The following is a 13,325-nucleotide window of genomic DNA, read 5'->3' as shown; positions in this document are numbered from 1 at the left end:
ATTTTCTCGCATATTGGCCGCAGGAAGCCACCTGCCGTGATGTTGCCCAATCCTTAAGGCCTCTGTATCACGCTGGGTCAAGAACGCTGTACGGGCGGAAATGTTGATGACACGGATGATATCGCACGCGCGGGGTGCGCTTTTCGCCGCATGCCTGTTCACCGGCGGCCTGATGGGTGGAGCCATGACGGCCCTGCCGGCACAGGCGCAATGGATTGGCACGCCCGGCGGCTCGGGCGACGGGGCGGCCGTGGCCCCGAGCGACGCGCCCGCACCGAGCGCCGCTCCGGCGCCCAGCACAACGCCGGCCCCCTCTCCGGCGATGGCGCCGTCGTCCTCCCTGCCGTCGCCCGACATGTCGCAGCAGCTTCCCAGCGGGTTTGCGCCCGGCGGCTTCTCGACCGCTCCGGCGGCTCCGGCGGGTCCCAACGAGGCGGACATGGCCGACTGCCAGTCGCAGGTGACAAAGCTGCGCGGCGATCTCGAAAGTCGCAACGAGACGCTGCGCAAGGCCGCCGAGCGCAAGGCGACTCCTTCCGAGATCTGCCCGCTGTTCCGCGGCTTTGCTACCGCCCAGCAGAAATTCTTCAACTACCTCAGCACGAACAAGACCAAGTGCGGCGTGCCCGACGAGGCCCTGAAGGGCCTGAAGCAGAATTCCGCCCAGGTGGCCTCGATCCGCGACAAGGTGTGCAAGGCCGCCCAGTTGCAGGAAAGCGGCGGCGGTGGCGGCGGTGGTCCGCCGCCGCAGGGCGCCGTCGCGGCGGGTCTTGGCCTGTCGAGCGGCCTGCCCAATACCGATGGCGGCAAGGGCGGTGTGTTCGACACGCTCGGCGGCAGCGCGCTGCGCTGAGTGGAAGCATGATCGCGCCTGCTCCCAGCCTCGTGCCGGAGGATGCCGCCGGCAATTGGGTCGACCGATACGCGCCCGGTTTCCTGCGCCCGTTTCTGCGTCTGGCGCGCGCCGACCGGCCGATCGGCAGCTGGCTGCTGCTCATTCCCTGCTGGTGGTCGACCGCGCTCGCGGCGGCGATGGCCACGCGTGCGGGCACGCCCGTCGATGCGTTGCAGCTGGCGGCGCTGCTGGCCCTGTTCGCCATCGGCTCGGTGGCCATGCGCGGCGCCGGCTGCACCTGGAACGACATTCTCGACCGCGACATCGACGGCATGGTCGAGCGCACGCGCGGCCGGCCGCTGCCTTCCGGACAGGTCAGCGTCACGGGCGCCTTCACCTTCCTCGCCCTGCAGGGGCTGGTCGGGCTCGCGGTGCTGATCTGCCTGCCGCGCTTCGCCATCCTGGTCTCACTGTCCTCGCTGGGGCTGGTGGCGATCTATCCGCTGATGAAGCGCGTGATCTGGATTCCGCAGGCCGTGCTCGGGCTCACCTTTTCCTGGGGTGCGCTGGTGGGGTTCGCGGCGCTGCTGGGAACGCTGCCGGCGGCTGCCTTCCTGCTCTATGCGGGTTCGGTGCTCTGGGTGGTGGGCTATGACACGATCTATGCGCATCAGGACCGTGAGGACGATGCGATCGTCGGCGTGAAATCCTCGGCGCGGCTGTTCGAGCGCAATACGAAACCCTGGCTCGTCGTTTTCTATGCGGGCGCCGTGGTGCTGATCGGGGCCGCGCTGTGGGCCGCGGGGGCGGGTTCCATCGCCTGGGGCGGGCTCGGCATCTTCACCGTGCAGCTTGCCACCCAGGTGCGCCGGCTCGACATTGACGATCGCGAATTATGCCTCGCCCTGTTCAAGTCGAACCGCGACGCGGGGCTGACTCTCTTCGCCGGCCTGATGGTGGACGCGCTGCTCGCCTGACGCCGCGCGACCTCGGCTGTGCGGCCCTTGGTTGCTCCTGCGGCACCGCCAGTGCTAAGGAGCCGCCTGTTCACGAAATCCCATTGTCGGAAACTGTCCGCTCATGAGCATCCGCCTGCATCGCGGCGATCTTGTCGACCTTTCGCGCTATTCGGCCGAACGCTCGCCTTTCGTTGCCATCGACACCGAGACGCTGGGGCTGAATCCGCACCGTGACCGGCTGTGCGTCGTGCAGCTTTCGCCGGGTGACGGCACCGCCGACGTCGTGCAGATTCCCGCCGGAGCGGGTCCGGGCAGCGCGCCGAACCTCGAGAAGCTGCTCACCGATCCGGCCATCGTGAAGCTGTTCCATTTCGCCCGCTTCGACATTGCGGTGCTCGGCAAGGCGTTCGGGCTGACCGTCGGGCCGGTCTGGTGCACCAAGATCGCCTCGCGGCTGACCCGCACCTACACCGACCGGCACGGCCTGAAGGAGCTGGTACGCGAACTGCTCGGCGTCGACCTGTCCAAGCAGCAGCAGAGCTCGGACTGGGCGGCCGAGGAACTTTCCGACGCGCAGCTCATCTATGCGGCCTCGGACGTGCTGCACCTGCACGCGCTGCAGATCAAGCTCGCGGCCATGCTCGAGCGTGAAGGCCGCACCGAGCTGGCGCAGGAATGCTTCAACTTCCTGCCGACCCGCGCAAAGCTCGACCTTGCCGGCTGGCCGGATCAGGACATCTTTTCGCATTCCTGACCGCGGCCGGATATTCGGCACGCTTGCGCCTTCCCCGCTTCCTATCCCGGCCGCAATCTGCGGTTCGAATAGCGGATGGGGTGGCGCGTGCTGTCTCCTGCGCCGCTCGCGCTTGCGCCGGGCCGCGCAAGCCGCCATTTTGGAATGATGCTGGCCAGGGAGCCGGCCGCAGGGATTCGTCATCGCGTATGAACCGACATGTGCAACCTCCTGTTCGCCCCCGGGCGGTCGCGGCGGAGCGGGACTCCGGCCGCACGCCTGAGGCTGCGCGTCGGGAGGCGGCCGAGTTCAGGCGCGCGCGCAGCCACAGCCGGCGCGTGCGCTTCTTTCGCCGCGCCCTGCCGGCCGGCGTGCTCATCGTGCTCGGCCTGACGCTGGCGGCGAACTACCTCAAGCCGCTGAGCCTCGCGATGGACCTGCCGTTCGAGCTTGGCCGGGTCTCTCTGTCCGGCACCAAGGTGAAGATGGAGTTCCCCAAGCTCCAGGGCTTCACGCAGGACAATCGCGGCTACAGCGTCACCGCGGAAGCCGCCTCGCAGGATCTGACGGAGCCCAACCGTATCGATCTGGAGACCATTGCCGCCAATCTCGAACTGGCCGACCATGGCTGGGCGAAGCTGGCGGCGAAGGCCGGTAGCTACGATACCAAGACCGAGCTGATCAAACTTGGCGACGGCGTGCATTTCTCCACCTCCGCCGGCTATGGCGGCGAGTTCTCCGAAGCGACGATCGACATCAAGGGCGGGCGGCTGGTTTCCGATCACCCGGTGAAGCTGACCTATCTCGATGGCAAGCTGACCGCCGACCGGATGGAAGTGTCGCAGAAGGACTCCCGCGCACTTCTGACCGGGAACGTCCAGCTCAATTTCCGCATGCCGCCGGCGGACGACGCGCCTCGGGCCTCCGGCGCCTCCGTCCCGAGCGCGGCGCCGATGCTGCGCGGCTCGTCGTTAAGCAGCCAACCCTGAGCCTATTTCATTGAATGGCCGGACGTGCACGGCTAGACAAGAGACCATGATCGCATTTGCCCGCTTCGCCGCCGCCAGTCTGGTCCTGCTCGTTGCCGCGCCCGCGGCCGGGCTCGCCCAGTCGCGCAACGTACCCAATGCATTGCAGGGTTTCGCCACCAACCGCGACCAGCCGATCCGCATCGACGCCAACAGCCTCGAAGTGCTGGACCAGCAGAAGAAGGCGATCTTCTCCGGCAATGTCGTGGTGCAGCAGGGCGACACGACGCTGCGTTCCAAGGAACTCGTCGTCTTCTATGACGGCAAGGGCGCGGGCGCCGGCGCGGCTGACACCGCCAAGGCCGGCGATGCGCTGGCGTCGGGCAATCCGATGAGTTCGTCGTCGATCCGCCGTCTGGAGATCAACGGCTCGGTGGTCGTGACCACCAAGGAGCAGACGGCAACCGGCGATCAGGGTGTGTTCGAGACGGCCAGCAACACCATCACCCTCACCGGCAATCCCGTGATACTGACGCAGGGCCCGAACGTCATCCGCGGCAAGAAGCTTACCGTCGATCTCGCCAACGGCGCCTCGCGCTTCGAGGGCGGGCGCGTCGAGAGCCTGATCGTGCCCAACAGCGTCAAGCAGATGGAAGGCGGCGCGGCCGCACCGGGAGCCAAGCCCGCGGCCAAGCCTGCTGCGAAGCCCGCGGCCAAGCCGGCACCCTGAACGGCCCTGGCCGGCCTCGCCGGCAGTGTCCGTAACGCGGCCCTGATTCCCATTTTCGAGCCGGCGTGGCCGGCTTCGGCCCGCTTTTTGCATCTGCGCATTTGCCAGCGCGTGCCGGAGAGTTTATCACCTTCGCAGTGGTGTCTCACCACGGAGGGTACGCGTGGGTTTTTTCTCGGGATTGAGCGGTCGTGGCGGCAAGGCTCCGTCGGGTCAGACACCGCGCGGCTTCGGAAGCGGCGGTCAGCGACAGTCCGAATCGCCGTCTCGGGAAGCCCGTGCACCGCGTGACGAACCTCAGTTCGAGGCCGCGTTTGCGGGCGAGGCGCCGCGCTTCTCCGAACTGCCCGCACAGCGCCAGGGTGTGCTCAACGCTGTCGGCGTCGCCAAATCCTATGGCGGGCGCAAGGTCGTGCGCGAAGCGAGCCTTCACGTGCGGCGCGGCGAGGCGGTCGGGCTGCTGGGTCCCAATGGCGCGGGCAAGACCACGATCTTCTACATGATCACCGGCCTCGTGAAGGCCGATGCCGGCCGCATCGAGCTGGACGGCCACGACGTCACCCACCTGCCCATGTATCGTCGCGCGCGCCTCGGCGTCGGCTACCTGCCGCAGGAAGCCTCGATCTTCCGCGGCCTCTCGGTGGAGAACAACATCCGCGCGGTGCTGGAGGCGGTGGAGCCGAGCCGGAAGGCACGCGAGCGTGAGCTCGACGCGCTGCTGGAGGAGTTCCGCGTCACCCATGTGCGCAAGTCGCCCTCGATCGCGCTGTCGGGCGGCGAGCGGCGGCGCGTCGAGATCGCCCGCGCGCTCGCCTCGCGGCCGACCTTCATGCTCTTGGACGAGCCCTTCGCCGGCATCGATCCGATCGCGGTCGGCGACATTCAGGCGCTGGTGCGCCATCTCACCCAGCGCGGCATCGGCGTGCTGATCACCGACCACAATGTGCGCGAGACGCTCGGCCTGATCGACCGCGCCTACATCATCCATTCCGGTAGCGTGCTCATGGAGGGTTCGCCCGACGAGATCGTCGCGAGCTCGGAAGTGCGTCGGCTTTACCTCGGTGAGGAGTTCCGTCTCTAGCATGGCCCTCCGGCGACAATCCCCAGCAGTCCTGTCGCGAGCCGCCCCCGGAGGTTGCGCGCCATGTCGCTAGGTCCGCGTCTCGAATTCCGCCAGACGCAATCGCTGGTGATGACCCCGCAGCTGATGCAGGCCATCAAGCTGCTGCAGCTCTCCAATCTCGACCTCGTCGCCTATGTCGAGGCGGAACTGGAGCGCAACCCGCTGCTGGAGCGGCAGGTCGAGCCGGAGGCGGCGAGCGCGGCGGAGGGCGAGGGCGGGCGCGACGAGGTGGTGCTGCGCAGCGAGGATCACCAGCTCGACCCGCGCGCGCATTCGAACGAGACGCGCGAGGAAGGACAAACCACCGACTGGCTCGAGGAAAGCCTCGGCTCCAGCCGCAGCGCCATCGAGGACCGGCTCGACACCGGCCTGGAGAACGTCTTCCCCGACGATGCCGGCCGCGAGACCGTGCATCCTGCCACCGGCGACAGCGGGTCCTACAGCGACTGGTCGGGCGTGGGCGGCGGCGGGCGCGAGGATGACGATTACAATCTGGAGGCTTTCGTCTCCGCCGAGACGACGCTGGCCGACCATCTGGAGGGTCAGCTCACGCTGGCGACGAACGATCCCGTCGCCCTCCTCATCGGCCATCACCTGATCGACCTCATCGACGAGGCCGGCTACCTCACGACCGATCTCCCCAGCGTCGCCGAGCGTCTCGGGGCCCCGCTTTCAGCCGTGCAGAAGGTGCTGGAGGTGATCCAGACCTTCGATCCTCCCGGCATCGGCGCGCGCTCGCTGGCCGAATGCCTCGCCATCCAGCTGAAGGAGCGCAACCGCTTCGACCCGGCCATGGCGGCGCTGCTGGGCCATCTGGAATTGCTGGCGCGGCGCGAGTTCGGCGCGCTCAAGCGGGTTTGCGGCGTCGACGACGAGGACCTCGCCGAGATGGTCGGCGAAATCCGCCGGCTGAATCCCAAGCCTGGTCTCGCCTTCGGCTCCGGCGTCATTCAGCCCATTGTGCCGGACGTGTTCGTGCGGGGAACGCCGGAAAACTGGCTGGTCGAGCTCAATTCCGACACGCTGCCGCGCGTGCTCGTCAACCAGGCCTATTATTCGCGCGTGCAGAAGACCGCGCGCGGCGAGAAGGAGAAGGCTTTCCTCACCGACTGCATGCAGACGGCGACGTGGCTGACACGCTCGCTCGACCAGCGCGCACGCACCATCCTCAAGGTGGCAACGGAGATCGTGCGGCAGCAGGAGGCGTTCCTCTCGCTCGGCGTGCAGCATCTGCGTCCCTTGAACCTGCGGATGGTGGCCGACGCGATCGGCATGCATGAATCCACGGTTTCGCGGGTCACCTCGAACAAATACATGGCGACGCCGCGCGGTATCTTCGAGATGAAGTATTTCTTCTCGTCCTCCATTTCCTCTTCCGATGGAGGTGAGGCGCACTCGGCGGAATCCGTGCGCTTCCGCATCAAGCAGATGATCGACGCCGAGACGCCGGACGATGTGCTCTCCGACGACACGCTTGTGCAGAAGCTGCGCGAATCCGGCATCGATATCGCCCGGCGAACTGTCGCCAAATACCGCGAGGCGATGCGCATCCCCTCCTCCGTCCAGCGCCGGCGGGAAAAGCAGGCGGCGGCCTCCGCCGGTTGAAGGCGACCCGCACCTCCCCCTCCTGGACGCCCGGAACCGGCGCGCGTGGCGTGAACGTGGCGGCATTGTGGGGGCAAGATGGCAACCGTTTACCGGCAGTCTTCGATTTCCTCGTGCTGCGCTGCACCGCAAACCCTTGCAGGCGAGTGGTTTCGGTGAGCTATCCACCGCCGTCGTTGACACTTTCCCTCGCGGCTCCTACCTCTTTAAGGCACCGGCCGGGCAAGTAGGGGGTTCGGGCAGGCAGCGGGGCGCGGAATCCAGACGCCGCCGCGGACATGCCCCAGCAGAGGGACTAGTCACGATGCCGCTGCGGGTTTCAGGGAAAAATCTCGACGTAGGCGAGGCGCTGCGACAGCGGGTGAGCGACCGCGTCGCCGGTGCCATGGGCAAGTATTTTGACGGTGGCTGGTCTGGCCATGTCACCGTGGCTCGCGAAGGCTCGGGTTACCGCTCGGACTGCGCGCTGCATCTCGACAGCGGCACGATCCTTCAGGCCCATGCCGCGGCGCAGGATCCTTATTCCAGCGCGGACGCGGCGGTGGAGCGCATCGAGGTCCGGCTGCGCCGCTATCGCGACCGCTTCAAGCGGCGGCCGGCGAATGGCGAGAACGGCACTGCCTTGCCCGAACTGGCGGCGTTGACCGTGCTGACCGTGCCCGACCATGAGGACGAGGCACCCGAAGGCTGGAGCCCGACGGTCGTCGCCGAGGCGACCACCAATCTTCCGCGGCTTTCCGTGAGCGACGCGGTGCTGGAACTCGATTTCACCGGTGCCGCCGTTCTCGTCTTCCGCCACGCCGGCCACGGTCGCATCAATGTCGTCTACCGGCGCGTCGACGGCCACGTCGGCTGGGTCGATCCGCCCGCCCAGGCTGCGGCGGAAGACGTCCATTAACGCTCATCTTTGCGCGATATGCGCGGCCGCTTCGGTGGTCGCGCATGTCGGCGCGCGACGGACCCGGATCCTTCCATGGCCCTGAACGACATTCTGGCGCTTTCGGCAGTGTTTCCCGCCCTTCGAGTGGGCAGCAAGAAACAGGCACTGCAGGAGCTGGCCGCCCGTGCCGCCGAACTCCTTCACCGGGACGAGCGGGAGATTTTCGAGACGCTGAACCAGCGCGAGCGGCTCGGCTCCACCGGCGTCGGCAGCGGCATCGCCATCCCGCATGGCAAGCTCGCCAAGATGGACAAGCTGTTCGGCATGTTCGCGCGGCTGGAGAAGCCGATCGACTTCGAATCGCTGGACGGCGAGCCGGTCGACCTCGTCTTTCTCCTGCTGGCGCCGGAGGCGGCGGGCGCCGACCATCTCAAGGCGCTCGCGCGCGTGGCGCGGCTGCTGCGCGATCCGGAAGTGGCGCGCAAGCTGCGCTCATCGCGCGATGCGGCCGGTATTCACGCCATCCTCACCGGCACGCCCGCAACCGACGCGGCCTGAGCGTCCTTCGCGATCTTCCGTCCGGCGTCGTGCCGGGCCTGTCAGACGCGCGCGCTTGCCCTATCTGAATAGGGCTAGCATTCTGGCCTTCGACGTTGGGAGATCCGTGCCATGGCTGAAGCCACCGTTCCCGCCAATCTGGCGCTTGCACCGGAACTGTGCCGCGCTGCCCGCGCGCTGCTGGGCTGGACGGCGGCGGAGCTGGCCGAGCGTGCCCGCGTGACGCCGGGCTGGGTGCAGGAATTCGAACAGGGGCGCGAGCCTGGCAGCGATGCGGACCCGAACGAGGTCGAGCGGCTGCGTGGCGCGCTGGAGGAGGCCGGCATCGATTTTCTCGATCCCGGCGAAGCGAGCAGCGGCGGCGGGCCGGGCCTGCGCGTCAAGCAGCGCGGCGGCTACATTCCGTCGGAGAGGCTGAGCTCGGCCAACGACGTGTGAGGGCGCCCTCCTCATCCGTCATCCCGGTTGGTCCTGCGGATCGGCCGGGATGACGGTTGGGGGGAACGGCGCCTAAGGCGTGATCGCCACCTTCAGCACGCCGTCGCGCTGGTGCGAGAACAGGTCGTAGGCGGCCTCGATGTCGTCCAGCCTGAACCGGTGCGTCACCAGCGGCTTGAGGTCGACGCGGCCAGAGGCGATGACGTCCATCAGCCGGCGCATGCGCTCCTTGCCGCCCGGACACAGCGTGGTGACGATCTTGTTGTCACCCAGCCCCGCAGAGAAAGCACCGAGCGGGATTTTAAGGTCGCTGGAATAAACGCCGAGCGAAGACAGCGTGCCGCCCGGACGCAGCACGCGCAGCGCGGTCTCGAAAGTGTTCTGGGTGCCCAGCGCCTCGATGGCGACGTCCACGCCGCGGCCGTCGGTGAGGGCCATGATCTGCTCGTAGACGTCGCCCTGCCTGAAGTCGACCACATCGGAGCAGCCGAGTTTCCGGGCGATCTCCAGCCGCTCGGGCACCGTATCGACACCGATGATCTTCGTCGCGCCCTTCAGCTTGGCGCCGGCCACCGCGCACAGGCCGATGGGGCCGAGCGCGAACACCGCCACATGGTCGCCGATCCTCACCTCGCCGCTCTCCGCGCCGGAGAAGCCGGTCGACATGATGTCCGGGCACATCAGCACCTCCTCGTCCGAGAGGTGATCCGGCACGGGCGAGAGATTGGCCAGCGCGTCGGGCACCAGCACATATTCTGCCTGGGTGCCGTCGATGGTGTTGCCGAACTTCCAGCCGCCCATGGCCTTGAAGCCGTGCTTCGTCCCGGCGCCGTCCTGCGAGCCGCAGCCGCACAGGCAGGCATAGGAATGCCCGCTGGGCGTGATGGCCCCGGCGATGACGCGCTGGCCTTCGCTATAGCCGGTGACCGCCGAGCCGAGCTTCTCGATGATGCCGACCGGCTCATGGCCGATGGTCAGCCCGCGGGCGACGGGGTACTCGCCCTTGAGGATGTGCACGTCGGTGCCGCAGATCGTCGTGGTGGTGATCCGCACCAGCGCATCGAGCGGCCCGACATCGGGAACCGGCTTCTCGTCCAGCACGATACGGCCGGGTTCGACGAAGATGGCGGCTTTCATCTTGGGCATGGCGGGCTCCTGGACATGAGGTGGCTGCACCATGCCAGACGCCTGAGGCCGGGCCATGACACGGGTCAAAAGCCGGCGAGCCACCGTCTCCGGCCGTACGCCCGAATTCAGCCGATGCCGCGCTCGCTCATCAGCCGCACCACGGCCGCCCGCAGTTCGCCAATGCCGTCGCCCTCACGACTGGAGGTCGGGAAGACGGTAGGAAAGGCCGCCGGCCGGCGCAACAGGGCGGCCTGCGTCTCGGCGATGCGGGTTTCCAGCTCGCCCTTCTTCAGCTGGTCGGCCTTGGTCAGGACGATGGCGTAGGAGACCGCCGCCTTGTCGAGCCCGTCCAACACCTCGAGATCGATCGGTTTGAGGCCGTGGCGGGAATCGATCAGCACGAAGACGCGGGCAAGGTTCGGCCGGCCGCGCAGATAGGCATGCACGGTCGCGGTCCAGGCGTCGACCTTGTCCTTCGGCGCCTTGGCGAAGCCGTAGCCCGGCATGTCGACCAGCGTGAGGTCGGGGCCGACGCCGAAGAAGATCAGCTCCTGCGTGCGTCCCGGCGTCACCGAGGTGCGCGCCAGCGCCTTGCGGCCGGTGAGCGCGTTGACCAGGCTCGACTTGCCGACATTGGAGCGGCCGGCAAGCGCGATCTCGATGCCGCGCATGGGCGGGAGGGTGGCAATGGTCGGTGCGGCGCTGAGGAATTGCCATTCGCCGGCGAACAGCTTGCGGCCGGCTTCGATCAGGGCATCGTCGGTGTCGGTGGTGCTCATGCCCCGCTTATCGGCCGGCGGGCGCCGAACCGCAAGATGCGGCCTTGAAACGAAAACGGCGGAACGTTGCCGTTCCGCCGTCGCGAATTCCCCGGAAGCGCCCGATGCGATCAGCCGGCCGTCGGCTTCTTGCGGACGAAAATGCTCTTCAGATTGTCCCACAGTTCGATCTTCACGCCGTTGCGGCGCATGATCACCGACTGCTGGACCACCGACAGCGTGTTGTTCCACGCCCAGTAGATGACCAGGCCCGAGGCGAAGGAGCCGAGCATGAAGGTGAAGATTAGCGGCATCCAGTCGAAGATCATCTTCTGCGTCGGGTCCGGCGGGGCCGGGTTCAGCTTCATCTGCGCCCACATCGTCATGCCCATGATGATCGGCCAGACGCCGAGCAGCAGGAAGTGGCCGATCACCGGCACCGTGCCGGGATCCCACGGGATGAGGCCGAACAGGTTGAAGATGGTCGTCGGATCGGGCGCCGAGAGGTCCTTGATCCAGCCGAAGAACGGCGCATGCCGCATTTCGATGGTGACGAACAGCACCTTGTAGAGCGCGAAGAAGACGGGGATCTGGATCACGATGGGAAGACAACCGGCGATCGGGTTGATCTTCTCCTTCTTGTAGATTTCCATCATCTCCTGCTGGAGCTTGACGCGGTCGTCGCCGAAGCGCTCGCGCAGCGCCTGAATCTCCGGCTGCACCGCCTTCATCTTCGCCATCGAGGCGTAGCTCTTGTTGGCGAGCGGGAAGAACACGGTCTTCAGCATCACGGTGACGATGAGGATCGCCACGCCGAAATTGCCGACGCCCTTGTAGATCCAGTCGATCAGCAGGAAGAGCGGCTTGGTGATGAAATAGAACCAGCCCCAGTCGATCAGCAGGTCGAAGCGGTCGATATTGTAGGTCTTCTGGTAGCCGTCGACGACGCGCACTTCCTTGGCGCCGGCAAAGAGGCGTCCGTCCGTGGTCGCCTTCGCGCCTGGCGCGACGGTGACGGCGTCGCCGAGGAAGTCGGTCTGGTAGGTCAGGTCATTGCCCACCTGCGAGGCGGAGAACCGTGCCTGCACCTTTTCCTGCGCACCGGGAATGACGGTCGCGGCCCAGTACTTGTCGGTGATGCCGAGCCAGCCGCCGACCGAGGGGAAGACCTCGGACTTCTTCTCGGCAATGGCGCTGTACTTGATCTCGTGCAGGCCGCCTTCCGAGGTCACGCCGATCAGGCCCTCGTGGAGGATGTAGTAGCCGAGGGTGTGCGGCGTGCCGTGGCGCGAGACCAGCGCATAGGGATGCAGCGCCACCGGGGCGGCCGTGGCGTTCTCGACGTCGTCGACCACATGGAACATGTAGTTCGCGTCGATGGTGATGGTGCGGCGGAAGGTAAGGCCGGCGCCATTATCCCAGGTGAGGACCAGCGGCGTCTCCGGGGTCAGCTTACTACCCTCGGGCGCGGTCCACAGCGTGTCGGTGCCCGGCACCTGCACGTTCGCGCCGGCGCCCGGCACCCAGCCGAATTCGGCATAGAACGGGTTGGGGCCGCCCGACGGCGAGAGCAGCACGATGATCGGCGAGTCCGGCTGCACCGTCTCGCGGTAATCCTTCAGCGACAGGTCGTCGACGCGCCCGCCCTTGAGGGCGACGGAGCCGATGACACGCGGCGTCTCGATGGCGACGCGCGGCGAGCGGGCGAGCGCTTCGGAGCGGGTGAGCGCCTTGGCCGGCACCGCGCCAGCGGTCGGTGCGCTGGTGCCCGGCGCGGGCGCGGCCGAGGGATCGGCCGGGTTCTGCGTCGCAGGGCTTTGCGCCGCCTGCTGCTGAGGTTGCGGATGGAAGGTGCCCGAGAAATACTGCCAGGCGATCAGCACGGCCATCGACATCACGATGGCGACGATCATGTTGCGGTTTTCGGACGTCATGGCAGGTGCTCTCCGTCGGCGCGCGCCGGCCGCTGGGCCGCGATGTCGCGGGCCGCAGTTTTCGGCGGACGTCGGCTTCCTGAATGAAGGCGGGCGATGCCCCGCTCTATGTCTTTGATGAGATCGGCAAAACGGGCGCCGAGCGCGGCGCGCCGGGCGACGATCACATAGTCGAAACCGTCCTTGCCCGCGTGTGGCAGGGCGTCACGCACGGCGGCACGAAGGCGCCGGCGGATGCGGTTCCGTTCCACGGCATTGCCGTGCTTCTTGGTGACGGTGAGGCCGATGCGGGGAGCGTCTTCGTCCGCGCGATCACGGCCCTGCAAAAGCAGGGTGCCGGAGTTGGCACGCTGCCCGGCGGCAGCGGCCAGAAAGTCCTTGCGCTTGACGAGCCGGTGCATGGCGGGGCGCCGATCCTCAGGCGGCAGGGCGGCGCGCCCCAGCCATACGGGGCCGAAATGCGTGCTCAGGCGGACAGGCGCTTGCGGCCATGCGCCCGGCGGGCATTGAGGATCTTGCGTCCGTTGCGGGTCGCCATGCGCGCACGGAAGCCGTGCCGGCGGGCGCGCACGAGCTTGCTCGGTTGATAAGTGCGCTTCACGGGAATCTCTCCGCTTGTTCGAATTCACTGCCCGGTTCGGAGTGCCATCCACATGACGCAGGCTGCGACATCGTC

The 13,325-nt window shown here is 67.3% G+C and carries 15 protein-coding genes; 10 read left to right on the top strand and 5 right to left on the bottom strand.

All coding sequences use genetic code 11. The annotated features are described in order from the left end of the window. Positions 1-106 precede the first annotated feature (106 nt). From ACO2RV_RS04070 to ACO2RV_RS04025, 10 genes are all read left to right on the top strand, one after another. Entirely contained in the window at positions 107-853 is a 747-nt protein-coding gene (locus ACO2RV_RS04070) for a hypothetical protein (RefSeq protein ID WP_423290101.1), read from the top strand. Between the two features lie 8 nt (positions 854-861). Continuing rightward, complete coding sequence (gene ubiA, locus ACO2RV_RS04065) at positions 862-1,812, top strand: 4-hydroxybenzoate octaprenyltransferase (RefSeq protein WP_423290099.1); 951 nt, start codon at positions 862-864, stop codon at positions 1,810-1,812. 103 nt (positions 1,813-1,915) lie between these two features. Beyond that, positions 1,916-2,548, top strand: a complete 633-nt coding sequence (locus tag ACO2RV_RS04060; RefSeq protein ID WP_423290097.1) for a ribonuclease D — start codon at positions 1,916-1,918, stop codon at positions 2,546-2,548. A 317-nt stretch (positions 2,549-2,865) separates the two neighbouring features. Continuing rightward, the gene (gene lptC / locus ACO2RV_RS04055) at positions 2,866-3,516 is read left to right on the top strand and encodes an LPS export ABC transporter periplasmic protein LptC (RefSeq protein WP_423290095.1); all 651 of its coding nucleotides are present in this window, start codon (positions 2,866-2,868) and stop codon (positions 3,514-3,516) included. A gap of 46 nt (positions 3,517-3,562) precedes the next feature. Beyond that, the gene (locus ACO2RV_RS04050) at positions 3,563-4,225 is read left to right on the top strand and encodes an LptA/OstA family protein (protein ID WP_423290093.1); all 663 of its coding nucleotides are present in this window, start codon (positions 3,563-3,565) and stop codon (positions 4,223-4,225) included. 163 nt (positions 4,226-4,388) lie between these two features. Beyond that, positions 4,389-5,306 (top strand): LPS export ABC transporter ATP-binding protein, encoded by a 918-nt coding sequence (gene lptB / locus ACO2RV_RS04045; protein WP_423290091.1) that lies wholly within the window; start codon positions 4,389-4,391, stop codon positions 5,304-5,306. Positions 5,307-5,369: 63 nt separating this feature from the next. Beyond that, positions 5,370-6,953, top strand: coding sequence for an RNA polymerase factor sigma-54 (rpoN, locus tag ACO2RV_RS04040; protein WP_423290089.1), 1,584 nt, complete (start codon positions 5,370-5,372; stop codon positions 6,951-6,953). A 304-nt stretch (positions 6,954-7,257) separates the two neighbouring features. After that, the gene (gene hpf / locus ACO2RV_RS04035) at positions 7,258-7,851 is read left to right on the top strand and encodes a ribosome hibernation-promoting factor, HPF/YfiA family (RefSeq protein ID WP_423290087.1); all 594 of its coding nucleotides are present in this window, start codon (positions 7,258-7,260) and stop codon (positions 7,849-7,851) included. Between the two features lie 75 nt (positions 7,852-7,926). Then, positions 7,927-8,391 carry a PTS IIA-like nitrogen regulatory protein PtsN gene (gene ptsN, locus ACO2RV_RS04030; protein WP_423290085.1) on the top strand — a complete coding sequence of 155 codons (465 nt, stop codon included), beginning with the start codon at positions 7,927-7,929 and terminating at the stop codon, positions 8,389-8,391. Between the two features lie 111 nt (positions 8,392-8,502). Further along, a complete protein-coding gene (locus ACO2RV_RS04025; protein ID WP_423290083.1) occupies positions 8,503-8,829 on the top strand; it encodes a helix-turn-helix domain-containing protein in 327 nt (108 codons plus the stop codon). 72 nt (positions 8,830-8,901) lie between these two features. On the opposite strand, the gene ACO2RV_RS04020 is transcribed toward ACO2RV_RS04025, so the two are convergent. From ACO2RV_RS04020 to rpmH, 5 genes are all read right to left on the bottom strand, one after another. Next, positions 8,902-9,975 (bottom strand): NAD(P)-dependent alcohol dehydrogenase, encoded by a 1,074-nt coding sequence (locus ACO2RV_RS04020; protein ID WP_423290081.1) that lies wholly within the window; start codon positions 9,973-9,975, stop codon positions 8,902-8,904. A gap of 107 nt (positions 9,976-10,082) precedes the next feature. Continuing rightward, positions 10,083-10,736 (bottom strand): ribosome biogenesis GTP-binding protein YihA/YsxC, encoded by a 654-nt coding sequence (gene yihA, locus ACO2RV_RS04015; protein WP_423290079.1) that lies wholly within the window; start codon positions 10,734-10,736, stop codon positions 10,083-10,085. A 110-nt stretch (positions 10,737-10,846) separates the two neighbouring features. Then, a complete protein-coding gene (gene yidC / locus ACO2RV_RS04010) occupies positions 10,847-12,649 on the bottom strand; it encodes a membrane protein insertase YidC (protein WP_423290077.1) in 1,803 nt (600 codons plus the stop codon). Next, entirely contained in the window at positions 12,646-13,050 is a 405-nt protein-coding gene (gene rnpA / locus ACO2RV_RS04005) for a ribonuclease P protein component (protein ID WP_423290075.1), read from the bottom strand. Before rnpA ends, yidC begins: the two co-directional genes overlap by 4 nt. A gap of 65 nt (positions 13,051-13,115) precedes the next feature. Beyond that, a complete protein-coding gene (rpmH, locus tag ACO2RV_RS04000; RefSeq protein WP_183191444.1) occupies positions 13,116-13,250 on the bottom strand; it encodes a 50S ribosomal protein L34 in 135 nt (44 codons plus the stop codon). Positions 13,251-13,325 lie beyond the last annotated feature (75 nt).

Source organism: Ancylobacter sp. VNQ12 (genome assembly GCF_049445835.1).
In the GTDB taxonomy this organism is placed as follows: domain Bacteria; phylum Pseudomonadota; class Alphaproteobacteria; order Rhizobiales; family Xanthobacteraceae; genus Ancylobacter.
This window is presented reverse-complemented; position numbering and strand designations above follow the sequence as displayed.

Bases quoted from the DNA above. Each gene is read 5' to 3' on its own strand.
- ACO2RV_RS04020 (WP_423290081.1), bottom strand. From the start codon at position 9,975: ATGCCCAAGATGAAAGCCGCCATCTTCGTCGAACCCGGCCGTATCGTG.
- ACO2RV_RS04025 (WP_423290083.1), top strand. From the start codon at position 8,503: ATGGCTGAAGCCACCGTTCCCGCCAATCTGGCGCTTGCACCGGAACTG.
- hpf (WP_423290087.1), top strand. From the start codon at position 7,258: ATGCCGCTGCGGGTTTCAGGGAAAAATCTCGACGTAGGCGAGGCGCTG.
- ACO2RV_RS04060 (WP_423290097.1), top strand. From the start codon at position 1,916: ATGAGCATCCGCCTGCATCGCGGCGATCTTGTCGACCTTTCGCGCTAT.
- ptsN (WP_423290085.1), top strand. From the start codon at position 7,927: ATGGCCCTGAACGACATTCTGGCGCTTTCGGCAGTGTTTCCCGCCCTT.
- ACO2RV_RS04050 (WP_423290093.1), top strand. From the start codon at position 3,563: ATGATCGCATTTGCCCGCTTCGCCGCCGCCAGTCTGGTCCTGCTCGTT.
- yihA (WP_423290079.1), bottom strand. From the start codon at position 10,736: ATGAGCACCACCGACACCGACGATGCCCTGATCGAAGCCGGCCGCAAG.
- rnpA (WP_423290075.1), bottom strand. From the start codon at position 13,050: ATGCACCGGCTCGTCAAGCGCAAGGACTTTCTGGCCGCTGCCGCCGGG.
- yidC (WP_423290077.1), bottom strand. From the start codon at position 12,649: ATGACGTCCGAAAACCGCAACATGATCGTCGCCATCGTGATGTCGATG.
- ACO2RV_RS04070 (WP_423290101.1), top strand. From the start codon at position 107: ATGACACGGATGATATCGCACGCGCGGGGTGCGCTTTTCGCCGCATGC.
- rpoN (WP_423290089.1), top strand. From the start codon at position 5,370: ATGTCGCTAGGTCCGCGTCTCGAATTCCGCCAGACGCAATCGCTGGTG.
- ubiA (WP_423290099.1), top strand. From the start codon at position 862: ATGATCGCGCCTGCTCCCAGCCTCGTGCCGGAGGATGCCGCCGGCAAT.